We start from the raw sequence: 22620 nt of genomic DNA on the forward strand, positions 1-22620 counted from the left end.
CGCCTGCCACACCGGGCGGGCTCAAGCCTGCGCCACCAGATGCACCTCCACACCGGCTTTTTCCAGCGCTGCCTGTAGTGCTGGTCCGGGCTGGCGATCAATCACCAGGCGGTCGATGCGCTCCAGTGGAAATACCTTGAACAGGCCACGGCGTTCCAGCTTCGAGGAGTCGGCGATTACGGTCAGCTGGCGGGCCTGGGCAATCATGGCGCGAGCGACTTCGGCCTCTTCGATGGAGAAGTCCATGGCGCCGTCTTCATTCAGTGCACCGATGGTGATCACCGCGTGTTCGGCGTTGAAGCGGGTGATCTGCTCCAGGGCCAGGGTGCCGACGTTCTGCGTCGAGTCGGGGCGGTATTCGCCGCCGATCATGAACACCCGGTTGCCGGATTCGCCCAGGCAGCCGGCGATTGGCAGGGAGTTGGTGATGACCGTCAGGCGCGTGAGCTGGGCCAGTTCCCGGGCGAAGAACAGGGTGGTGGTCCCGGTATCGATAAAGATGCTGTCCCCGGCGCAGAACAGGCCGGCGGCGTAGCGGGCAATGGCGCGCTTCTCCTGGGCGTGTTCGTTCATGCGGGTCTGGAAGGTGTTTTCGTGTTCACCGGTAGGCGGCAGGGCCGCGCCGCCGTGGAACTTGGTAACCAGGCCGTTTTCCGCCAGTTCGCTGAGGTCGCGGCGAATGGTTTCCTGGGAAGTGGCGGTAATGCGGGCCAGTTCCTCCACGGAAATTCGCTCCCGCTGGCGCAGGAGTTCGAGAATCTGCTGTCGTCGTTCGTTGGGGCGCATGGGGCTTTCCGTTAGTGGTACTTCGCCACACAAATGGGCAGTTTCTGTTACTTACGCACACATTTTGCACATTTGCATGCATATTCGGTCAGGTTCGATGGCGAAGTTAAGCATTTAACTGCAGGTTTCACAATCGTGACCGGTCACCCGCTTAGCTAGGCCAGATCAGCTCATGAAGACTCTGGTGACAGATATTGTGACCGATAATTGAGTGTTTGTAGGTAAAAGCCACAACTAATACACATTGTGGCATAGGAAATGCCCTGTGTTTGCACACCGGGTCATCGCCCGCCTTGGCGAAGAGATGACCAGCGCTGGCCTCAACAAAAACCTCCCCGGTGGGGGAAACCTATAAATGACGCGCAGAGAGATGAACCCACATGGCTGAATTTGGAAACTACGTCATTTACCTGATCATGCTCGGCGCCGTGGTCGGCGCCCTGTCATCCATCATCAAGCCCGACAGTGGCCTGGGTAAGGAGTTCGTCAACGGTATCCACTCCATTGGTCCGGTCTTTCTGGCCCAGGCCGGGATCATGGTGGCGATTCCCTACCTGTCCCAGGGCATCTCCCATGCGCTGGGGCCGTTTTTCAATGCCCTGGGTTCGGATGTGTCGATCGCGGCGTTGTCGATCATCGCCGTGGACATGGGCGGCTATCAGCTGGCCAATGCCCTGACCGCCAATCGCGACCTGTGGATCACCGCGATGCTGGTGGGCTACACCTCGGGGGCGACCATCGTCTACCTGATCCCGGTGGGCCTGACCATGCTTGAGCGCAAGGACCACAAGTACCTGGCCCTGGGCGCCATGGCCGGGCTGATCAGCATTCCCTTCGCCGTGCTGATGTCGTTGCTGATCATCACCGCTACCCAGTTGCCGGTGCGCGATATCGTCTCCACCAACTCCGAGGCGCTGTACTACCTGTCCCTGGGGTTTGTCGACATGCTCAAGCTGCTGGCGCCGCTGTTCGTGTTCTGCTTCCTGCTGGCGGCGGGACTGCGTTACCGGCCGCGCATGATGGTTGGCGGCTTCCTGGTGTTCGGCAAGATCATGGACGCGGCGATCAAGCTGATCCTGGCCCTGAGCATCGTCGAGCACTTCACCAAGTTCTTCAGCATCAACTTCGGCGGCTGGGGCTTCGACCCGATGTTCGCCGATGAAAAGGAGCTGTTCCGGGCCATCGAGATCGCCGGTTACATCGGCATCATGCTCGCCGGCACTTTCCCCATCTGCTACCTGTTCCAGCGCTACTGCAAAAAGCCCATGGAGCTGCTGGGACGCCAGTTGAACCTGTCCAGCACCGGTGCTGCGGGCTTTGTCATGGTGTTCGCCAACATCATCGCCACCTACCACTTGTTCAAGCACATGACCGCTCGCGACAAAGTGCTGTGCGTGGCCCTGGGGGTCTGTGCCCAGGCGCTGATCGGCGATCACCTGGCGTTTACCGCGAACTTCCAGCCGAGCCTGATCCTGCCTGTGCTCATCGGCAAACTGTTCGGCGGCTTGCTGGCGGTGGCGATTGCCATCCGTATCTCGGTGCCGGCCGCCCAGCGTTATGAGCTGCAAGAGCAGGAACAGGCCGCGGCCTTTGCCCTGCAACCTGCGCGGACCTGAGGGTCCGCTCCACCTATCCCTGAAGTCGAGGTAACGATGCGCAAGATTTTCCTGGCCTGTCCCTACAGCCACTCCGACGCTGAGGTCATCAATGAGCGTTTTCTTCAGTGCAATCGCGTTGCGGCGCAGATACTCGAGGCCGGGCACGCAGTGTTCAGCCAGGTGAGCATGTCCCATCCGATCAACCTGTGCCTGGCCGGCAAGGACAACGCTGCCATCGGCAGGCTCTGGGCACCGGTGGATGCGTTGTACATGGCGATGATGGAAGAGTTGATCGTGCTCGACCTGCCGGGCTGGAAGGACAGCGGCGGGATCAAGCGCGAGATCGAGGTCTTCGAATCGTCCGGGCGGCGGGTCAGCCTGTGGTCCGAGGTCCGCCACGAATTTGCCTGAGTCCCGGGCCGTACCCATTGTCGCCTGCGCCGGGTACGGCCGCCGTTCGAACTGACGACAGCCTGCGCACAAGGTAAACTTGCCCGCCTGCGCAGGAGCAACCATGAACTATCGTCACGCCTTCCACGCCGGCAATCACGCCGACGTCTTCAAACACCTGACCTTGACCCGCCTCATCGCCCTGATGTCGCGCAAGGAGCAGCCGTTCGCCTACCTCGACAGCCACGCCGGCATCGGTCTGTATGACCTCAAGGGCGACCAGGCAAACCGTACCGGCGAGTATTTGGAAGGCATCGCCCGCTTGTGGGGCGAACAGGATCTTCCGGCGCTGACCGCCGACTACATGCAGGTGCTGCACAAGATGAACCCCGATGGCGAGTTGCGTTACTACCCGGGGTCACCGGAATTGGCGCGACGCCTGACCCGTTCCCAGGACCGGGTGCTGCTCAACGAAAAGCACCCGGAAGACGGCCTGCTGCTCAAGGACAACATGAAGGGTGATCGTCGGGTGGCGGTGCACCTGGGGGAAGGCTGGCATGTGGCCCGGGCGTTGCTGCCGGTTGCTGAAAAACGTGCGGTGATGCTGATCGACCCGCCTTTCGAGCAGCTCGACGAGATGCAGCGCTGTGCTGCGTCGTTGAAGGAGGCCATTGGCCGCATGCGTCAGACCGTGGCGGCCATCTGGTACCCGGTCAAGGACCAGCGGGCCCTGCGGCGCTTCTACCAGGACCTGGCCGGCACCGGTGCGCCGAAGTTGCTGCGGGTGGAGTTGCTGGTGCATCCGCTGGATACGCCCAACAGCCTCAACGGTTCAGGCCTGGCGATTGCCAATCCGCCTTGGGGGCTGGAGGAGGAGTTGCGCGAGCTGCTGCCGTGGCTGTCGAAGAAGCTTGGCCAGACCCAGGGCGGCTGGCAGATGGACTGGTTGATCGCCGAGTAACAGCGCTAAATTTCAAGCCTCAAGCCTCAAGCTGAAAACACAGCGTCTGGAGCTTGAGGCTTGCAGCTTGTAGCTGCTTCAGATTGGGCAAGTCACTCCGGTGCCGCCGATCCCGCAGTAGCCTTCAGGGTTCTTCGCCAGGTACTGCTGGTGGTAAGCCTCGGCGAAGTACACAGTCGGCGCTTCTTCGATTTCCGTGGTGATGGTGCCCAGGCCGGCCTTGGTCAGTTCCGCCTGGAACACATCCCTGCTGTGCAGCGCCTGCTCCAGCTGGGCCGGATTGGTGGTGTAGATCACCGAGCGGTACTGGGTGCCGATGTCATTGCCCTGGCGCATGCCCTGGGTCGGGTTGTGCAGTTCCCAGAACATCGCCAGCAGTTCTTTGTAGCTGACCTTGGCCTTGTCATACACCACCAGTACCACTTCGGTGTGGCCGGTTAAGCCCGAGCAGACTTCTTCATATGTCGGGTTCGGTGTGAAGCCGCCGGCGTAACCGACCACGGTGCTGACCACGCCCTCGCGCTGCCAGAAGCGACGTTCGGCGCCCCAGAAACAGCCCAGGCCGAAGATCGCGAAGTCGACGTCCTGGAAGAACGGACCCAGCAGCGGGGTGTCTTCGAAGACAAAGTGCTTTTCAGGCAGTGTCATCGGGGTTTCGCGGCCAGGCAGAGCTTGTTCTTTGGTAGGTAGCACGTTTTTTTTCACCAGAATTTCCGAGCGCAGAACCATGATCAGTCCTCTCAGTCAGGGTGGGATTGAGTAATTAATCAGACACGCAGTTTGCCCGAGTGTTACAGCGCTGTCAGGCAATTGGACCGCGGGGATAGCGCTTGAGCTTGGCGATCAGTTCGGTGCCGGGAATCGGTCGGTCGAACAAGTAGCCCTGGCCGACGTCGCAGCGATGACGGCGCAGGAACGCCAGTTGCTCGGCGGTTTCGATGCCTTCGGCGACCACCTTGATCTTCAGGTTGTGAGCCATGGCGATCACCGCCGAGGTGATTTCCATGTCGTCCTGGTTGTCGGGGATCTCGTGGATGAAGCTGCGATCGATCTTGATGATATCGATGGGGAATTTCTTCAGGTAGCTCAGGGACGAATAGCCGGTGCCGAAGTCGTCCATGGCCAGGGTCAGGCCAAGTTTTTTCAGCTGTTCTAGCTGTTGGTGAGTGTCGTCGGTGGCTTCCAGCAGCAAGCCCTCTGTCAACTCAAGTTCCAGCAGCGAGGAGGGCAGTTGTTCTTCCTTGAGGATGCTGGCGATGGACGCAACCAGGTCCGGGTCGGAGAACTGCTTGGGCGACAGGTTGATGGCTACGTGCAGGTTGCCCAGGCCGGCGGCGGTCAGTTGCTTGCTCATGCGGCAGGCCTGGCGGGCGATCCACTTGCCGATGGGGATGATCAGGCCGGTTTCTTCCGCCACGCTGATGAACTGGTCCGGGCGGATCATGCCCTTTTCCGGGTGGTTCCAGCGCAGCAGCGCTTCCATGCCCAGCAGGCGGCCGCTGCGCAGGCACAGCTTGGGCTGATAGAACACGTCCAGCTCGTTCTGGGTCAGGGCCCGGCGCAGGTTGTTTTCGACGAACAGCTTGTAGCTGGCTTCGGCGTTGAGGGCTTCGGTGAAAACCTGCACCTGGTGCTTGCCGTTGGCCTTGGCCTTGTGCAGCGCCAGGCCGGCGTTGCGCATCAGGGTCTGCGGGTCGCGGCCATGCAGTGGCGCGCTGGCCAGCCCCACGGAGCCGGTGACGCTGATCAGCTGGTTGTCGACGAACATCGGCTTGTCCAGGGTCATCAGCAGTTGGCTGGCGATCTGTTGGCCGGTTTCCAGGTCGGTGTTGTCCAGCAGTACGGCGAATTCGTTACTGGCAAAGCGCGCCAGGCTGCCGCTGGGGCTCAGGCTGTTGCGCAGGCGTCGGGCCAGGCTGATCAGCAGTTTGTCGCCGGTCTGGTGGCCGAGGCTGTCGTTGATACGCTTGAAGTTGTCGATGTCTACCAGCAGCAGGCTGATCGGGGTATCGCTGTCTCGGGCGAAGCGTTCATCCAGGTTGCGGATGAACGCGGGGCGGTTGCCCAGGTTGGTCAGGTTGTCGGTGTAGGCCAGGCGCTCGATGCGTTGCTGGGCGAGCTTGGTCTGGGTGATGTCTTCGTAGATGCCGATGTAGTGGGTCAGCTCACGATTGTCGCCGTAGACCTTGGAGATCGACAGCTGGCCCCAGTAGGGCTCGAGGTTCTTGCGTCGGCTCTTGAACTCGCCTTGCCAGCTGTTGCTCTTGGCCAGGCTGGAAGGGGCGTCGAACAACAGTTCGCTGAGGTTTTCCAGGGCCGGCAGTTCGGACAGGCGGTGGCCGTGCACCTCTTCGGTGCTGTATTGGGTGATCGCGGTAAAGCTTGGGTTGACGTACTCCACCACGCCGTCGCAGTTGACCAGCAGGAAAGCGTTGGCGCTCTGTTCCACGGCGCGCTGGAACAGGTGCAGGGCGCTGGTGGCGGCGCGTCGGTTGTGATTGTTGATGACTTGGGCGAACTGGTCTGCCAGCTCGCCAGCAAAGGCGATCTCGTCGGACTGCCAGGCTCGGGTCATGCCGGTCTGTTCCAGGCACAGCACGCCGACTACCTGGCCGTCGATGCGGATACTGGCGTCGAGCATGGCATTCACATCCCGTGGCCGCAGGCTTTCGGCCATCTCTCGGGTGCGCGGGTCGCGCATGGCGTTCTGGGCGTCGATGGCGCGGCAGCTGTGCAGGGCTTCCAGGTAATCGGGAAAGCTGCTGGCGTCGATGGACTCCGGCATGCGGTATTCCTGGGGGCCGCGGTGGTAGGCGGCAATCGGCACCAGTCGCTGGTCTTCCAGGTTCCAGATGCTGGCGCAGTCGATCTGGTAGATGTCGCAGGCACTGCGGGTGATCAGCTCGGCAGCTTCCTTCAGGGAGTTGCTGGTGCTGTAGCGCTGGCGGGTCAGGAGCAGGATCAGGTCCTGCTGCGCACGTACCCGTTCCAGATGCTGCAGCTGTTCCTGCTGGGCCCGCTGGTTGAGTTCCAGGGCGATCTGCAGGCGGGTGTTCTGGGTTTCCAGATCCACGGTGGGCATTGGCGAGGCATCGCTGAACAGGCCTTCGACCACCAGCAGGTAGCCGCGCAGCAAGTGCCGGTTGTGTTGTTTGTAGGCTTCCCCCAGCTCCAGGATGCTCAAGGGGCCTTGGCCGGTGTGCAAGGTGTAGCGGATCAGGTAATGGGGGCTGTTACTCAGTTGCTGCTGGATGGCGTCGTGCAACTGATAACGCGCCTCAGGCTCCATCAGGCTGGCATAGGGGGAACCGACCAGAGCGCAGAGTTCGACGGCGGGCAGGCCGAACTGACGTTCGCAGTTGGGATCGAGAAACAGCAGCGCCCAGCTCGCTTCATTCAGCCGTTCGAAACGCAACATGCCGAGCCGCGAGGGCACAGGCAACTGCGTCACTACCTCGGCCGCCATACGGCTGGCGGCATCGGGTTGGCTTTTCATGGGGAAACTCGCTTCGAAATTGCTGATCGCGCCGGGCTCGCGCCCTCTTTACTGTTGCCTGCGGCAAGGTTGCATCATGCGGCATCGACTGACAAGTAAGATGAAGGCTAAGTGCTATAAACCTGTATCGGCAGGCAGAAGGATTTCTGCAAAGTAACTTTTTTGCTGTTTGGGCTCGAGCAATGACGGGCAATTGGCGACGTTTTTCCGGCAAAAAAAGCCCCGCCAAATTGACGGGGTTGAGGTACGAGCGTGGCGCTCGGAAAACGTGCGGTACCGGCCCACCCATGACGGGAAGGCCGGTTCGCGAGTTACAGCAGGATGGTGCGGATGTCGGCCAGCAGGTCGCTCAGACGCTTGGTGAAGCGTGCGGCGGCCGCGCCGTTGATCACACGGTGATCGTAGGACAGGGACAGTGGCAGCATCAGCTTCGGCTGGAAGGCCTTGCCGTCCCAGACGGGCTGGATGGTGGCCTTGGAAACACCGAGGATCGCCACTTCCGGCGCGTTGACGATCGGCGTGAAGCCGGTGCCGCCAATGTGCCCGAGGCTGGAGATGGTGAAGCAGGCGCCTTGCATCTCGTCTGCAGAGAGCTTCTTGGTCCGGGCTTTTTCCGCCAGGGAAGCCGCCTCGGCCGCCAGTTGCAGCAGGCTCTTCTGGTCGACGTTCTTGATCACCGGTACCAGCAGGCCATCCGGGGTGTCCACGGCGAAGCCGATGTTCACGTACTTCTTGCGGATGATCGCCTTGCCGCTTGGTGCCAGGGAACTGTTGAAGTCCGGCAGTTCCTTGAGCAGGTGCGCACAGGACTTGAGCAGCAGCGGCAGGATGGTCAGCTTGACGCCGGCCTTCTCGGCCACGGCTTTCTGTGCAACGCGGAACGCTTCCAGCTCGGTGATATCGGCCGAGTCGAACTGCGTCACGTGCGGCACGTTCAGCCAGCTGCGGTGCAGGTTGGCGGCGCCGGCCTGCATCAGGCGGGTCATCGGCACTTCTTCGATTTCACCGAAGCGGCTGAAGTCCACGACCGGGATTGGCGGGATGCCCGCGCCACCGGTTGCGCCGGCAGCCGGTGCTTCCTTGGCCTTCTGCATCATCGCCTTGACGTAGACCTGCACGTCTTCCTTGAGGATGCGGCCGTGCGGACCGCTGGCGCTCACGGCGCTCAGCTCGACACCGAATTCCCGGGCCAGTTGGCGCACAGCCGGGCCAGCGTGAACTTTCGCGCCTGGTTTGGCCGGTGCGGCAACTGGAGCGGCAGCGGCAGGCGCGGCGGCGGCAGGAGCAGCTTCAGCTTTCGCCGTGGCAGGGGCCGGAGCGGCTGCCGGGGCTGCGCCCTTGACCTTGAGCTTGAGGATCAGGTCACCGGTACCGACTTCGTCGTCCAGCTTGATCGACACGCTTTCCACGATGCCGGCGGCTGGCGATGGGATTTCCATGCTGGCCTTGTCCGATTCGAGGGTGATCAGCGACTGGTCGGCAACCACGCTGTCGCCGGCCTTGACCAGCACTTCGATGATCTTGGCCTTGCCGGCCGAGCCGATGTCCGGAACGTGAATGTCCTGGACGCTGTCGGCCACTGGCGCAGCTGCAGCAGCGGCTGGTGCAGGCGCGGCGGCAGCCGGAGCGGCGGCGTGGGCTGGTGCGGCAGTGGCAGGAGCCGCAGCACCGGCCACTTTCAGGGCCAGGATCAGGTCGCCAGTGCCCACTTCATCGTTGAGCTTGACGCTGATGCTCTCGACCACGCCGGCGGCCGGCGACGGGATTTCCATGCTGGCCTTGTCCGATTCGAGGGTGATCAGCGACTGATCGGCCTCGACGCTGTCGCCGACCTTGACCTGGATCTCGATGATCTGGGCCTTGCCCGACGAGCCGATATCCGGCACGTGCACCTGCTGTACCGAGGCAGCGGCAGGAGCGGCAGTTGGAGCGGCAGCAGCTGGCGCTGCGGCCGGCTGTGCAGGTGCAGGTGCAGCGGCTGCAGGCGCAGGGGCCGCAGCAGCGGCGCCCTCGACTTCCAGTTCCAGCAGTTCGTCGCCTTCTTTCAGGCGGTCGCCCAGCTTCACTTTCAGGCTTTTGACCACACCGGCCTTCGGCGCAGGGATTTCCATGCTGGCCTTGTCCGACTCGAGGGTCAGGATGCTCTGGTCGGCTTCGATGCGATCGCCGACCTTGACCATCAGTTCGATTACTTCACCTTCACCGCTGCCGATGTCAGGTACGCGAATGAGTTCGCTCACAGAAAGTCTCCTCAGCAGTCCAGTGGGTTGCGTTTTTCCGGGTCGATACCGAACTTGGTGATGGCTTCAGCCACGACCTTGGGTTCGATGTCGCCACGGTCAGCCAAGGCTTCCAGGGCTGCCAACACCACGAAGTGACGGTCTACTTCGAAGAAGTGACGCAGTTTCTTGCGGCTGTCGCTGCGGCCGAAACCGTCGGTGCCCAGGACTTTGAATTCCTTGGACGGCACCCACTGGCGGATCTGTTCGGCAAACAGCTTCATGTAGTCGGTAGAGGCGATGACCGGACCCTTACGGCCGCTCAGGCACTCTTCCACGTAGCTCAGCTTCGGCTTCTGGCCAGGGTGCAGACGGTTGCTGCGCTCTACGGCCAGGCCATCGCGACGCAGTTCGTTGAAGCTGGTCACGCTCCACACGTCGGCGGCGACGTTGAACTCGTCACGCAGGATCTTCGCCGCTTCGCGGACTTCGCGCAGGATGGTGCCGGAGCCCATCAGTTGCACGTGGTGCGCGGCTTCGCGGGTGTCTTCTTCCAGCAGGTACATGCCCTTGATGATGCCTTCCTCGACACCTTCAGGCATGGCTGGCTGCTGGTAGGACTCGTTCATCACGGTGATGTAGTAGAAGACGTCCTGTTGCTCTTCGGTCATCTTCTTCATGCCGTCCTGGATGATCACCGCAAGCTCGTAGCCGTAGGTTGGATCAAAGGTGCGGCAGTTCGGGATGGTCCCGGCCAGCATGTGGCTGTGACCGTCTTCGTGCTGCAGGCCTTCACCGTTGAGGGTGGTACGGCCGGCGGTACCGCCGATCAGGAAGCCGCGGGTGCGGCTGTCGCCGGCAGCCCAGGCCAGGTCGCCAATACGCTGGAAGCCGAACATCGAATAGAAGATGTAGAACGGCAGCATCGGCTGGTTGTGGCTGGAGTACGAAGTACCGGCCGCGATGAAGGAGCTCATGGCGCCCGCTTCGTTGATGCCTTCTTCGAGGATCTGGCCCTTCTTGTCTTCGCGGTAGAACATCACCTGGTCTTTATCGACTGGCTCGTAGAGCTGGCCGACGGAGGAGTAGATGCCCAACTGGCGGAACATGCCTTCCATACCGAAGGTACGGGCTTCGTCCGGGATGATCGGCACGATGCGCTGGCCGATTTCCTTGTCCTTGACCAACTGCGCGAGGATCCGCACGAAGGCCATGGTGGTGGAGATTTCGCGATCGCCGGAACCGTCGAGGATGGCCTTGAGGGTATCCAGTGGCGGAGTCGGGATGCTGAAGCTCTTGGCGCGACGCTGAGGCACGAAACCGCCCAGCGCAGCACGACGCTCGCTCAGGTAGCGGGCTTCGGCGCTGCCTTCTTCAGGCTTGAAGAACGGCAGGTTTTCGATGTCGTCGTCTTTCACCGGAATGTCGAAACGGTCGCGGAACAGCTTCAGGCTGTCGACGTCGACTTTCTTGGTGTTGTGCGCGGTGTTCTTCGCTTCGCCGGCGCCGGTGCCATAACCCTTGATGGTCTTGGCCAGGATGACGGTCGGCTGCTCTTTGTGGTTGACCGCCTCGTGGTAGGCCGCATAGACCTTGTACGGGTCGTGGCCGCCACGGTTGAGTTTCCAGATCTCGTCGTCGGACAGATCGGCAACCATCGCCTTGAGTTCAGGGGTATTGAAGAAGTGCTCACGGACGAACGCGCCGTCCTTGGCCTTGTAGTTCTGGTACTCGCCGTCGATGACTTCGTCCATGCGACGTTGCAGGATGCCGTCGACGTCCTTGGCCAGCAGTGGGTCCCAGAAACGGCCCCAGACCACCTTGTTGACGTTCCATTGGGCACCACGGAACACGCCTTCGAGTTCCTGGATGATCTTGCCGTTGCCGCGAACCGGGCCGTCGAGGCGCTGCAGGTTGCAGTTGATGACGAAGATCAGGTTGTCCAGCTTCTCGCGGCCGGCCAGGGAGATCGCGCCCAGGGATTCCGGCTCGTCGCACTCGCCGTCGCCCATGAAGCACCAGACTTTCTGCTTGCCGGCCGGGATGAAGCCGCGGGCTTCCAGGTACTTCATGAAGCGTGCCTGGTAGATCGCCTGGATCGGACCCAGACCCATGGAAACGGTGGGGAACTGCCAGAAATCAGGCATCAGCCAAGGGTGTGGATAGGACGACAGGCCGTTGCCATCCACTTCCTGGCGGAAGTTGTTCATTTGCTCTTCGGTGATGCGGCCTTCCATGAACGCACGTGCGTAGACGCCTGGCGATGCGTGACCCTGGAAGTAGATCAGGTCGCCGCCGTGTTCGTCGGTCGGGGCCTGGAAGAAGTAGTTGAAGCCGATGTCATACAGGGTGGCGCTGGAGGCGAAGCTGGAGATGTGACCGCCCAGGTCAGAATCTTTCAGGTTCGTACGCATGACCATGGCCAACGCGTTCCAACGTACCAGCGAGCGAATGCGGCGTTCCATGAACAGGTCGCCAGGCATGCGTGCTTCGTGGGTGACGGGAATCGTGTTGCGGTATGGCGTGGTGATGGCGTAGGGCAGTTGCGAGCCGCTGCGGGTCGCGAGTTCGCCCATACGGGTCATCAGATAGTGAGCACGGTCTTCGCCTTCTTTGTCGAGAACCGATTCCAGGGCGTCCAGCCATTCCTGGGTTTCGACGGGATCGAGGTCTTGCATGGCTTGCTCCAGGGCGGAAAGGCTTCCAGAATCGGTTGCCTGAGTTTGCGACTGGCCTTGTGGGCAGACGATTATAAATTCTTGGATTGCCGGAGGTTGATCCGGCGGCGTGTAGTTTTACTACAAATCGTCGGCCATTTCAGCCTTTCGAATGTATATACGAGTAGTAAAACTACAGAAGAGCGGCTTATGGCCTCCTGCTGCGTTGTGAGAATAATCGTTACTGTTGGTCGCTGACTAACGGGAATAGGTAATAAATTAATGCCGGCTGCTAAAAAAAACCTATTTTCAGCTATTTCTAACTTTTGTTCGACAGTCCATCAGGCTGCTTGCCCTCGATATTCCTCTCCGCCTGCCTTTTCCACGCCGATCAAGGATAGCCCATGAGTCTGCCCGCGCTTGCCCCAGTCCCCGCGATTCTCCTGCCATTGGTCAGCCGTGCAGAGCAGTCGTTCCGCGCTGCGGTGGCGACCCTTGAAGGCGGTCCCGATGTTGCGGATTGGAGCACCGAGCGCTGGGCCGAGTTTGCCCGGGTCAGTGCCGCCAGTGACTTCGTCATTGAACAGAGTCTGCGTGACCCTTTGATGTTGCTGGAGCTGGTGCGCTCCGGTGAGTTGGACCGGGCTTTTGCGCCGGGTGAGTTGTGCGCGCAGATTGCGGCGGCGGTGCAAGCGGCCGAGACCGATGATCAACTGGGCCGCGTACTGCGCCGCCAGCGCACCCGCCAGCAGGTGCGGATCATCTGGCGCGACCTGACCCGCCAGGCGAATCTGGTGCAAACCTGCCGTGACCTTTCCGACCTGGCCGACGCCTGCATCGACCAGGCCTATCAATGGCTGTATCTGCGACATACCCAGCAATTTGGCGTGCCTACCGGCGGCCGCAGCGGCGAGCCGCAGCAGATGGTCATCCTCGGCATGGGCAAGCTGGGGGCGGTGGAGCTCAACCTGTCGTCGGACATCGACCTGATCTTCGCGTACCCCGAAGGCGGCGAGACGGTGGGGGTCAAGCGTGCCCTGGATAACCAGGAGTTCTTCATCCGTCTGGGGCAGCGTCTGATCAAGGCCCTGGACCCCATGACCGTCGACGGTTTCGTGTTCCGGGTCGACATGCGCCTGCGGCCTTACGGCTCAGCCGGTGCCCTGGTGCTGAGTTTCAATGCCCTGGAGCAGTACTATCAGGACCAGGGGCGCGACTGGGAACGCTACGCCATGATCAAGGCCCGGGTGGTGGCCGGGGATCAGGTGGCCGGGGCGCAATTGCTGGAGATGCTGCGGCCCTTCGTCTACCGCCGGTACCTGGACTTCTCCGCCATCGAGGCGCTGCGCACCATGAAGCAATTGATCCAGCAGGAGGTGCGGCGCAAGGGCATGGCCGACAATATCAAGCTGGGTTCGGGGGGCATTCGCGAGGTGGAGTTCATCGCCCAGGCCTTCCAGCTGATTCACGGCGGGCGCGACCTGAGCCTGCAGCAGCGTCCTTTATTAAAGGTGCTGGGTACGCTGGAGGGGCAGGGTTATTTGCCGGCTGCGGTGATCAGCGAGCTGCGTGAGGGCTACGAGTTCCTGCGTTATACCGAGCACGCGATCCAGGCCATTGCCGATCGCCAGACGCAGATGCTGCCGGACAACCCCCAGGATCAGGCGCGAATCGCCTTCATGCTCGGCTTTGCCGACTGGAGCGCCTTCCATGAGCAACTGATGTACTGGCGTGGGCGGGTGGAGTGGCACTTCCGCCAGGTGATTGCCGATCCTGATGAAGATGAAGGCGCCGAAAGCGAAGTGGTGGTGGGGGGCGAGTGGCTGCCGTTATGGGAGGAAGCCCAGGACGAGGAGGCCGCCTGCCGGCAGTTGCAGGAGGGTGGTTTCGTCGATGCGCCCAAGGCCCTGCGGGCACTCGCCAGCCTGCGCGGTAGTCCGCAATTGCGTGCCATGCAGCGCCTGGGGCGTGAGCGTCTGGATGCCTTTATTCCACGCCTGCTGGCTCAGGCCGTCGAACACGCCAATCCGGATCTGGTCCTGGAGCGGGTCTTGCCGCTGGTCGAGGCGGTGGCGCGGCGTTCGGCCTATCTGGTGTTGCTCACCGAAAATCCGGGCGCCTTGCGCCGCTTGCTGACCCTGTGCGCGGCCAGTCCGTGGATTGCCGAACAAATCACCCGCTTCCCTCTGTTGCTGGACGAATTGCTCAACGAAGGACGCCTGTTCAAGCCGCCCCTGGCGCCGGAGCTGGCGGCCGAGCTGCGCGAGCGCCTGACGCGGATTCCTGAGGACGACCTGGAACAGCAGATGGAGGCCCTGCGCCACTTCAAACTGGCCCACCGTTTGCGGGTGGCCGCCTCGGAGATCGCTGGCAGCCTGCCTTTAATGAAGGTCAGCGATTACCTGACCTGGCTCGCCGAGGCGATTCTGGAGCAGGTGCTGGCCCTGGCCTGGCGCCAGACCGTGGCCAAGTACGGGGCGCCACAGCGCACTGACGGCACCTTGTGTGACCCGGGTTTCATTATCGTCGGCTACGGCAAGGTCGGCGGCATCGAGCTGGGCCACGGTTCCGACCTGGATCTGGTCTTTATCCATGATGGCGATCCGCAAGCGGAAACCGATGGGCCCAAACCCATAGACGGTGCACAGTTCTTCACCCGGCTGGGGCAGCGCATCATCCATCTGCTGACCACCCAGACCAACTCCGGCCAGTTGTATGAGGTGGATATGCGCCTGCGGCCGTCCGGTGCTTCGGGGCTGCTGGTGAGTTCCCTGGGGGCTTTTGCCCGCTATCAGGAAAACGAAGCCTGGACCTGGGAGCATCAGGCGCTGGTCCGGGCCCGGGTGCTGGTGGGCAGCCAGGATGTGGGCCAGGCCTTTGAAAAGGTCCGGGCCGCCGTGCTGGGTAAAACCCGCGACCTGCCCAAGTTGCGCCAGGAAGTCAGTGAAATGCGGGCCAAGATGCGTGACAACCTGGGCAGCCGCCTGACCGCCGCCGGAACCGCGGCCAACGCCTTTGAAGCCACGGCGCCGTTCGACCTCAAGCAGGACGCCGGAGGTATCGTCGATATCGAATTTATGGTGCAATACGCGGCCCTGGCGTGGTCCGAAGAGCACCCGTCATTGCTGCGCTACACCGATAACATCCGCATTCTGGAAGGGCTGGAGCAGGTTGGGCTGATGCCGGCGAGCGATGCCAGCCTGCTGCGCGAGGTCTACAAGGCCTACCGTTCCGCGGCTCACCGGCAGGCGTTGCAGAATGAGGCCGGAATCATTAACGGTGATCAATTCGTGACCGAACGACGGGAAGTGTTACGAATTTGGCGCGAGCTGGGGCTAAGCTAGTCGGCATAATGCAGCCGCAATTGTATTCGGCGAGCTGCGAGGCTCGCCCCAACTGAACCGACGGTGAAGGCCGCGGTGCTGGATTCTCGAGGCGGGGAGGCGTATGCCTCCCCGGCTCGTTTATGGAAACCACATGAATATTCTGATCGTTGGGCCCAGTTGGGTCGGTGACATGGTGATGGCGCAGACACTCTTGGAGTGCCTGAAACAGCGTCATCCACAATGCGAGATCGACGTGCTGGCCCCCGAGTGGAGCCGGCCGATCCTGGAGCGCATGCCCCAGGTGCGTCGGGCCTTGAGCTTTCCTCTTGGCCACGGTGTCCTGGAACTGGCGACCCGCCGGCGGATCGGCAAGTCCCTGGCCGGCCAGTACGATCAGGCGATCCTGCTGCCCAATTCGCTGAAGTCGGCCCTGGTGCCGTTCTTCGCAGGCATCCCCAAGCGCACCGGCTGGCGCGGCGAGTTCCGCTACGGCTTGCTCAATGACGTGCGCAAGCTCGACAAAGAGCGTTATCCGCTGATGATCGAGCGCTTCATGGCTCTGGCCTATGAGCCGGGCGCCGAATTACCCCAGCCGTATCCGCGCCCGAGCCTGCAGATCGATCCGCAAAGCCGCGAGGCGGCCCTGGCCAAGTTTGGCCTGAGCCTGGATCGCCCGGTGCTGGCGCTGTGCCCGGGAGCGGAGTTCGGCGAGGCCAAGCGCTGGCCGTCCGAGCATTACGCACAAGTGGCTGAGGCGAAGATCCGCGAGGGCTGGCAGGTCTGGCTGTTCGGTTCGAAGAACGATCATGCCGTGGGTGAAGAGATTCGCGGGCGACTGATTCCCGGCTTGCGCGAGGAGTCGACCAATCTCAGCGGCGAAACCTCCCTGGCCGAGGCCATCGACCTGCTGTCCTGCGCCGATTCGGTGGTGTCCAACGACTCCGGGCTGATGCACGTGGCGGCCGCGCTGAATCGTCCGCTGGTGGCGGTGTACGGCTCCACCTCCCCGGGTTTCACCCCGCCCCTGGCGGATCAGGTCGAAGTGGTGCGCCTGGGGATCGAGTGCAGCCCGTGTTTCGATCGCACTTGTCGCTTCGGTCATTACAACTGCCTGCGCCAACTCCTGCCGCAGCCGGTGAACGAAGCCCTGCAGCGGTTGCAGGGCACTGTGGTAGAGGTCCAGTAAGTTGCGGGTACTGTTGATCAAGACCTCATCCCTGGGTGATGTGATTCATGCATTGCCGGCGCTGACCGATGCCGCGCGAGCGATCCCGGGGATCACGTTCGACTGGGTGGTGGAAGAAGGCTTCGCCGAGATTCCTTCCTGGCATCCGGCGGTAGGCAAGGTAATTCCAGTGGCGATCCGCCGCTGGCGCAAGAATATCTGGCAGACCATCAAGAGCGGCGAGTGGCGCCGCTTCAAGCAGAGCGTGCGTTCGACCAAGTACGACCTGGTGATCGATGCCCAGGGCCTGCTGAAAAGCGCCTGGCTGACCCGTTACGTGCGCGCCCCGGTGGCGGGGCTGGACAAGCACTCGGCCCGTGAGCCCCTGGCTTCGCGTTTCTACTCGCGACGCCTGGCGGTGGCCCGCGGGCAGCACGCCGTGGAGCGGGTGCGCCAGCTGTTCGCCGTGGCCCTGGGCTACGACCTGCCACAGGGCCTGGGCGACTACGGCCTGAATGTCGAAAAGCTGGTGGAGCTGCCGCGCAAGAATCCCTTCGTGCTGTTCCTGCACGGCACCACCTGGGACACCAAGCACTGGCCTGAGGCCTATTGGCGCGAGCTGACCGAACGCATGGGCATGCTCGGGGTCGAGGTCAAGCTGCCCTGGGGCAATGCTGTCGAGAAGGCCCGGGCGGAGCGTATTGCCAGTGGCCTGAAAAACGCCACGGTACTGCCCAAGCTGAACCTGGCCGGGGTCGCCAAGGTGCTGGCCGATGCCCAGGCCTGTGTGGCCGTGGACACCGGGTTGGGCCACCTGGCCGCGGCCCTGGATGTGCCGACCATATCCTTGTTTGGCCCGACCAATCCGGGCCTGACCGGTGCCTATGGCAAGGTGCAGATTCACCTGGGGAGCAACTTCCCCTGTGCGCCGTGCCTGCAGAAGAAATGCACCTACCAGCCCACTGCTGTGGATCAGCAACGCTATGACATCAAGCGCGAGTGGCCATTGTGCTTCACGCGCCTTAACCCCGAGCGTGTCGCCAGCCGACTGAGCACCTTGTTACTGGCTGAGGAGCCGCGCTGATGCAATTGGCTTTTGTCCTTTATAAGTATTTTCCCTTTGGCGGCCTGCAGCGCGACTTCATGCGCATTGCCCTGGAGTGTCAGCGCCGCGGGCACCAGATCCGCGTCTACACCCTGATCTGGGAAGGTGACGTGCCTCCTGGCTTTGAAGTGCTGGTGGCGCCGGTCAAGGCGCTGTTCAATCATCGTCGCAACGAAAAGCTCAGCGCCTGGATGGCGGCCGACCTGGCCAAGCGTCCGGTGGATCGGCTGATCGGTTTCAACAAGATGCCGGGGCTGGACGTGTACTACGCCGCCGATGGCTGCTTCGAGGACAAGGCGCAGAATCTGCGGCACTCCCTGTACCGTCGCTGGGGCCGCTACCGGCATTTCGCCGAGTACGAGCGGGCGGTGTTCGCCAAGGATGCCAAGACCGAGATCCTGATGATCTCCGAGGTTCAGCAGCCGCTGTTCATCAAGCATTACGACACCCCGCTGGAGCGCTTTCACCTGCTGCCGCCGGGCATTGCCCAGGATCGCCGCGCACCGTCCAACGCGGCCGAGATCCGCGCCGATTTCCGTCGTGAGTTCGCCTTGAAGGACGACGAGCTGCTGCTGGTGCAGATTGGCTCCGGGTTCAAGACCAAGGGCGTGGACCGCAGCCTCAAGGCGCTGGCGGCCCTGCCTTCGGCGCTGAAAAAACGCACCCGACTGTTTGTAATCGGCCAGGACGACCCCAAGGTATTCCAGGTACAAAGTGCCGCATTGGGGCTCAGCGACCAGGTGCAGTTCATGAGGGGGCGCAGTGATATTCCGCGTTTCCTGCTGGGAGCCGACCTGCTGATTCATCCGGCCTACAACGAAAATACCGGCACCGTGCTGCTCGAAGCCCTGGTGGCTGGGCTGCCGGTGCTGGTGAGCGCGGTCTGCGGCTACGCCCATTACATCGCCGAGGCCGAATGCGGTCTGGTGCTGGATGAGCCGTTCGAGCAGGCGCAGCTCAATCAATACCTCACCACCTTGTTGACCGACGACGCTGCACGCGCGACCTGGAGCCGTAATGGCCTGGCGTTCGCCGAGACGGCCGACCTTTACAGCATGCCGCAGCACGCTGCGGATGTGATTCTGGCGGAGCAACACCGATGAAGTTGATGCTTGCCGAACCCTTCAAGAGCCTCTGGGCCGGACGCGATGCGTTCGACGCTGTCGAGGGCCTGAAGGGCCAGGTCTACCGTGAGCTGGAAGCGCGCCGTACCTTGCGTACGGAAGTCGACGGTCGCGGTTATTTCGTGAAGATCCATCGCGGCATTGGCTGGGGCGAGATCGTCAAGAACCTGATCACCGCCAAGCTGCCGGTGCTTGGCGCCGGTCAGGAATGGCGGGCGCTGGAGCGTCTGCATCAGGTGGGCGTGCCGACCATGACCGCTGTGGCCTACGGCGAGCGCGGCCGCAACCCGGCGGACCAGCACTCGTTCATCGTCACCGAGGAGCTGGCGCCCACCGTCAGCCTTGAAGACTTCAGCATCGACTGGGTCAAGCAGCCGCCTGCACCGGCCCTCAAGCGCGCGCTGATCGCCGAAGTGGCGCGCATGACCGGCATGATGCACCGCGCCGGGGTCAACCACCGCGACTGCTACATCTGCCATTTCCTGTTGCACACCGATCGTCCCATCACGCCTGCGGAGCTGAAACTCTCGGTGATCGACCTGCATCGTGCCCAGACCCGGCCGAAGATCACCCTGCGCTGGCGCAACAAGGACCTGGCCGCCCTGTATTTCTCCGCCCTGGATATCGGCCTGACGCGCCGCGACAAGTTGCGCTTCCTCAAGGGCTATTTCCAGCAGCCGTTGCGGCAGATCCTGGCCGAAGAAGCGGCGCTGCTGTCCTGGCTCGAAGGCAAGGCGGAAAAACTCTACGCACGTAAGCAGCGGTACGGAGATGCACTCTGATGGCGAGTTGGAACCTGGACCCCGCTTATCAGGAGTTGATGCAAGATTTTGGCAGTCTGGACGCGGTATTTGCCCTGCAGGGCGAGCATCTGACCCGGGACCCTCTGTCGGAGGTTATTCGGGTCGAGCGCGGCGGTGTCAATTACTACGTCAAGCGCTATACCGGCGCCGGCAAGAACCTGCGGCGCTACCTGGGCAAGCCCCGGGTCAAGTTCGAATGGCAGAACCTCAAGCGCTTCGCCAAGTGGGGCATTCCCACTGCCGATGTGGTGGCCTGGGGCCTGGAGCGTCGCTGCCTGGCCTACTCCCGGGGCGCGATGATCACTCGCGAGCTGCCGCGGACCAAGGACCTGTCGGTGCTGGCCGAGCGCAACGATCCGCGGCTCAAGGATCGGCGCTGGGTCGATGGGGTGAGTCGTCAGTTGGCCGCTTATACCCGGGTCATGCATGACCATCGCTTTACCCACAATGATTTGAAGTGGCGCAACCTGCTGATCGACGATCAGGACCGGTTGTACCTGATCGACTGTCCGAACGGCGATTTCTGGCGTGGGTTCTGGCTCAAGTACCGGATCACCAAGGATCTGGCCTGCCTGGACAAGGTGGCCAAATATCATCTGTCGGCCACTCAGCGCCTGCGTTTCTATCTGCAGTATCGCCAGCGCGATCGCTTGAGTGCCTCCGACAAGGCGCGTATTCGCCACGTGGTGAGATTTTTCGAGGGACGCGAATGACTGATTTCCTGGCGTCCGAGGAGCGTGCGCTACTGGAGCGTAACGGTCTCGGCACTTTTGACCAGTTGTGGGCTACGCAATTGGATGCGGTGGATGAGCCCAATACCAGTCGCGGCGGCAGCAGCAGCGTCTTTCGCCTGGATGTGGAAGGGCAGGGGTTCTATCTCAAGCGGCAGACCAACTACCAGACCCGGACCCTGCATCGGCCTTTCGGCGAACCGAGTTTCGCCCGGGAGTTTCGCAACATCCGGCGTTATCAGCAGTTGGGCATTCCCGCGCTGCAGGCGGTGTTCTTTGGCATGCGCAAGGTCAATGGCGAGTCTCGAGCCATACTCCTGACCCGGGCCCTGGATGGTTGGGACGATCTGGATGCGCTGCTGTCGCGTTGGGATGAGCTCAGTGAGCTTCAGCGCCAGGCGGTACTCAAGGCCTGTGGGCAATTGGCCCGGCAACTGCACAGCTTGCGTCAGGTCCATGGCTGCTTCTATCCCAAGCATATTTTCCTGCAAGGCCATGGCGAGGGTTACCGGGCGCAGTTGATCGACCTGGAGAAAACTCGGCCCTTGCTGTTCGGTCAGCGCGACCGGGTCAAGGATCTGGAACCTTTACTGCGCCGGGCTTCGGTGTGGAATGCCGACGAAGTGCGTGGCCTGTTGGCGGCCTATCTGGACCAGCCCCTGGACAGTTCCCTGGTGGGCGCCTGGGCCGCTCGTCTCAGTGCTCGCAGCAGTCATAAGGAATCTCGCTGATGCGTTTGTCCGAGCTGAAAAACAGCGGGCGCAGCCCGACCCTGCCCCTGAGCCTGGAGCTGGCGGACGCTGCCGGCCCGGCGCAGTTGCAGTTGCTGACCCTGTTGCGCGTGCTGCCGGGGCAGCGCTATGTCGGTGCCGGTGTCTGGCGTGGGCGTCCGGTGCTGGCCAAGTTGCTGGTGGGGCCCAAGGCAGCGCGGCATTTTCAGCGGGAATTGCAGGGTGTGCGCCTGCTGGCGGAGCAGGGGCTGACCACGCCGTTGCTGCTGGCGGACGGCTTGCAGGAAGGCGAGGGCGGCTGGTTGCTCTTCGAGTTCCTGGAAGGGGCGCAAAGCCTCGGCGACGCCTGGAAGCAGGTGGAAAAGCTGCCGGTGCTGGCCGATGAGCAGACCGCGGTGTTGGCTGAGGCCCTCGGGGCTATTGCCCAGTTGCACGCCAAGGGCCTGTGGCAGGAAGACCTGCACCTGGACAACCTGCTGCGCCATGACGGCAAGCTGCACCTGATCGATGGCGCGGGGATCTGTGTCGAAGAGGCTGGCAAGCCCCTGTCCCGGCAAAAGGTCCTGGAAAACCTGGGAGTGTTCTTCGCCCAGCTACCCAAGAGCCTGGAACCCTTCACTGAAGAGTTGCTGGTGCATTACCTGCTGAGCAATGCCGAGCACGCCTTGCCTCTGGAGGCCCTGGAGAAGCAGGTGAACAAGGTGCGTGGCTGGCGCCTGCGGGACTTTCTCAACAAGGTTGGCCGTGAGTGCACGCTGTTCAGCGTGCAGCGTGGACCTTTCGCCTTGCGTGCGATTCGCCGTGAGGAAGAGGCCGCGATGCTGCCAGTGTTGGCGCAGGCCGATGCCCTGCTGGATCAGGGGCATCTGTACAAGACCGGTGGCGCCGCCAGTGTCGGCCGGGTTGAGGCCGCGGGGCGGACCCTGGTGGTCAAGCGCTACAACATCAAGGGCTTGGCTCATTGGCTCAAGCGTTTCTGGCGCCCGAGCCGGGCCTGGCACTCCTGGCGTGAAGGCAATCGCCTGGAGTTCCTGGGGATTGCCACGCCCAGGCCCCTGGCGGTACTGGAGCAGCGTTTTCTCTGGTTGCGCCATCGCGCCTACCTGGTGACCGAGTACTTGCCTGGGCCTGACATCATTGAGCGTTTTGCGCCGTTCGTGGACAGTGGCGAGGCGCCTGAGTCGGAGTTGCTGGCGCTGGATCGGCTGTTTGCCCAGTTGATCAGGGAGCGCATCAGTCATGGCGACTTCAAGGGCCACAATCTGTTCTGGCAGGAAGATCGCTGGGCCCTGATCGATCTGGATTCCATGTGTCAGCACTCCAGTCAGAGCAGCTTTGCTCCGGCATTTGCCCGGGATCGCGCACGTTTCATGCGCAACTGGCCCGAAAGCAGCAATTTGTATCAAGTGATTGATCGGCGGCTGCCCAAGACCGTCCAGAGCGCCGAGGCCTGACCTGCGACCTATGGCCGCTGCAGCTGGCAGCGGCTGCGGGCCGTGGCGTATGCGGCGCCCGGGCTTGGCGCTTG

16 protein-coding genes are annotated in these 22620 nt (G+C 62.3%); 11 read left to right on the forward strand and 5 right to left on the reverse strand.

Annotation, left to right across the window (positions count from 1 at the left end; all coding sequences use genetic code 11):
- Positions 1-21: 21 nt before the first annotated feature.
- Positions 22-786: a DeoR/GlpR family DNA-binding transcription regulator gene (locus tag Q8O96_RS20385; protein WP_102862853.1), complete on the reverse strand. Its 765-nt coding sequence runs from the start codon at positions 784-786 to the stop codon at positions 22-24.
- Between the two features lie 380 nt (positions 787-1166).
- On the opposite strand from Q8O96_RS20385, the gene eutH reads away from it, so the two are divergent.
- The 3 genes from eutH to Q8O96_RS20400 all read left to right on the forward strand — a co-directional run bounded on the left by eutH (position 1167) and on the right by Q8O96_RS20400 (position 3735).
- The gene (eutH, locus tag Q8O96_RS20390) at positions 1167-2402 is read left to right on the forward strand and encodes an ethanolamine utilization protein EutH (RefSeq protein ID WP_102862854.1); all 1236 of its coding nucleotides are present in this window, start codon (positions 1167-1169) and stop codon (positions 2400-2402) included.
- Positions 2403-2438: 36 nt separating this feature from the next.
- Positions 2439-2795 carry a DUF1937 family protein gene (locus Q8O96_RS20395; protein WP_102862855.1) on the forward strand — a complete coding sequence of 119 codons (357 nt, stop codon included), beginning with the start codon at positions 2439-2441 and terminating at the stop codon, positions 2793-2795.
- A gap of 103 nt (positions 2796-2898) precedes the next feature.
- Positions 2899-3735: a 23S rRNA (adenine(2030)-N(6))-methyltransferase RlmJ gene (locus tag Q8O96_RS20400; RefSeq protein WP_102862856.1), complete on the forward strand. Its 837-nt coding sequence runs from the start codon at positions 2899-2901 to the stop codon at positions 3733-3735.
- Positions 3736-3813: 78 nt separating this feature from the next.
- Here the strand turns inward: Q8O96_RS20400 and msrA are convergent, their stop codons facing one another.
- The 4 genes from msrA to aceE form a co-directional block, all read right to left on the reverse strand.
- The gene (msrA, locus tag Q8O96_RS20405; protein WP_060837213.1) at positions 3814-4464 is read right to left on the reverse strand and encodes a peptide-methionine (S)-S-oxide reductase MsrA; all 651 of its coding nucleotides are present in this window, start codon (positions 4462-4464) and stop codon (positions 3814-3816) included.
- A 73-nt stretch (positions 4465-4537) separates the two neighbouring features.
- Positions 4538-7231 carry a GGDEF and EAL domain-containing protein gene (locus Q8O96_RS20410; RefSeq protein ID WP_102862857.1) on the reverse strand — a complete coding sequence of 898 codons (2694 nt, stop codon included), beginning with the start codon at positions 7229-7231 and terminating at the stop codon, positions 4538-4540.
- Positions 7232-7542: 311 nt separating this feature from the next.
- On the reverse strand, positions 7543-9471 hold the full coding sequence (gene aceF / locus Q8O96_RS20415; RefSeq protein WP_305949301.1) for a dihydrolipoyllysine-residue acetyltransferase: 1929 nt from the start codon (positions 9469-9471) through the stop codon (positions 7543-7545).
- A gap of 11 nt (positions 9472-9482) precedes the next feature.
- Positions 9483-12128 (reverse strand): pyruvate dehydrogenase (acetyl-transferring), homodimeric type, encoded by a 2646-nt coding sequence (aceE, locus tag Q8O96_RS20420; RefSeq protein ID WP_102862859.1) that lies wholly within the window; start codon positions 12126-12128, stop codon positions 9483-9485.
- Between the two features lie 383 nt (positions 12129-12511).
- Between aceE and glnE the strand changes: the two genes are divergently transcribed.
- The 8 genes from glnE (at position 12512) to Q8O96_RS20460 (ending at position 22546) form a co-directional block, all read left to right on the forward strand.
- A complete protein-coding gene (gene glnE / locus Q8O96_RS20425) occupies positions 12512-15451 on the forward strand; it encodes a bifunctional [glutamate--ammonia ligase]-adenylyl-L-tyrosine phosphorylase/[glutamate--ammonia-ligase] adenylyltransferase (protein WP_207166978.1) in 2940 nt (979 codons plus the stop codon).
- Between the two features lie 133 nt (positions 15452-15584).
- On the forward strand, positions 15585-16619 hold the full coding sequence (gene waaF / locus Q8O96_RS20430) for a lipopolysaccharide heptosyltransferase II (protein WP_102862861.1): 1035 nt from the start codon (positions 15585-15587) through the stop codon (positions 16617-16619).
- 1 nt (position 16620) lies between these two features.
- On the forward strand, positions 16621-17682 hold the full coding sequence (waaC, locus tag Q8O96_RS20435) for a lipopolysaccharide heptosyltransferase I (protein WP_102862862.1): 1062 nt from the start codon (positions 16621-16623) through the stop codon (positions 17680-17682).
- Positions 17682-18806, forward strand: a complete 1125-nt coding sequence (locus Q8O96_RS20440; protein ID WP_305949302.1) for a glycosyltransferase family 4 protein — start codon at positions 17682-17684, stop codon at positions 18804-18806. Before waaC ends, Q8O96_RS20440 begins: the two co-directional genes overlap by 1 nt.
- Positions 18803-19609, forward strand: coding sequence for a lipopolysaccharide core heptose(I) kinase RfaP (gene rfaP / locus Q8O96_RS20445; protein ID WP_115581465.1), 807 nt, complete (start codon positions 18803-18805; stop codon positions 19607-19609). Before Q8O96_RS20440 ends, rfaP begins: the two co-directional genes overlap by 4 nt.
- On the forward strand, positions 19609-20343 hold the full coding sequence (locus Q8O96_RS20450; RefSeq protein WP_305949303.1) for a lipopolysaccharide kinase InaA family protein: 735 nt from the start codon (positions 19609-19611) through the stop codon (positions 20341-20343). The genes rfaP and Q8O96_RS20450 overlap by 1 nt, the downstream gene beginning before the upstream one ends.
- Complete coding sequence (locus tag Q8O96_RS20455) at positions 20340-21092, forward strand: lipopolysaccharide kinase InaA family protein (RefSeq protein WP_102862866.1); 753 nt, start codon at positions 20340-20342, stop codon at positions 21090-21092. Before Q8O96_RS20450 ends, Q8O96_RS20455 begins: the two co-directional genes overlap by 4 nt.
- Positions 21092-22546, forward strand: coding sequence for a lipopolysaccharide kinase InaA family protein (locus Q8O96_RS20460; protein WP_305949304.1), 1455 nt, complete (start codon positions 21092-21094; stop codon positions 22544-22546). Before Q8O96_RS20455 ends, Q8O96_RS20460 begins: the two co-directional genes overlap by 1 nt.
- Positions 22547-22620 lie beyond the last annotated feature (74 nt).

It is taken from the genome of Pseudomonas sp. LPH60 (assembly GCF_030718165.1).
Taxonomy (GTDB): domain Bacteria; phylum Pseudomonadota; class Gammaproteobacteria; order Pseudomonadales; family Pseudomonadaceae; genus Aquipseudomonas; species Aquipseudomonas danubii.

Bases quoted from the DNA above. Each gene is read 5' to 3' on its own strand.
- rfaP (WP_115581465.1), top strand. From the start codon at position 18,803: ATGAAGTTGATGCTTGCCGAACCCTTCAAGAGCCTCTGGGCCGGACGC.
- Q8O96_RS20450 (WP_305949303.1), top strand. From the start codon at position 19,609: ATGGCGAGTTGGAACCTGGACCCCGCTTATCAGGAGTTGATGCAAGAT.
- Q8O96_RS20410 (WP_102862857.1), bottom strand. From the start codon at position 7,231: ATGAAAAGCCAACCCGATGCCGCCAGCCGTATGGCGGCCGAGGTAGTG.
- msrA (WP_060837213.1), bottom strand. From the start codon at position 4,464: ATGGTTCTGCGCTCGGAAATTCTGGTGAAAAAAAACGTGCTACCTACC.
- eutH (WP_102862854.1), top strand. From the start codon at position 1,167: ATGGCTGAATTTGGAAACTACGTCATTTACCTGATCATGCTCGGCGCC.
- glnE (WP_207166978.1), top strand. From the start codon at position 12,512: ATGAGTCTGCCCGCGCTTGCCCCAGTCCCCGCGATTCTCCTGCCATTG.
- aceE (WP_102862859.1), bottom strand. From the start codon at position 12,128: ATGCAAGACCTCGATCCCGTCGAAACCCAGGAATGGCTGGACGCCCTG.
- Q8O96_RS20395 (WP_102862855.1), top strand. From the start codon at position 2,439: ATGCGCAAGATTTTCCTGGCCTGTCCCTACAGCCACTCCGACGCTGAG.
- Q8O96_RS20400 (WP_102862856.1), top strand. From the start codon at position 2,899: ATGAACTATCGTCACGCCTTCCACGCCGGCAATCACGCCGACGTCTTC.
- Q8O96_RS20460 (WP_305949304.1), top strand. From the start codon at position 21,092: ATGCGTTTGTCCGAGCTGAAAAACAGCGGGCGCAGCCCGACCCTGCCC.
- Q8O96_RS20440 (WP_305949302.1), top strand. From the start codon at position 17,682: ATGCAATTGGCTTTTGTCCTTTATAAGTATTTTCCCTTTGGCGGCCTG.
- waaF (WP_102862861.1), top strand. From the start codon at position 15,585: ATGAATATTCTGATCGTTGGGCCCAGTTGGGTCGGTGACATGGTGATG.
- Q8O96_RS20455 (WP_102862866.1), top strand. From the start codon at position 20,340: ATGACTGATTTCCTGGCGTCCGAGGAGCGTGCGCTACTGGAGCGTAAC.
- Q8O96_RS20385 (WP_102862853.1), bottom strand. From the start codon at position 786: ATGCGCCCCAACGAACGACGACAGCAGATTCTCGAACTCCTGCGCCAG.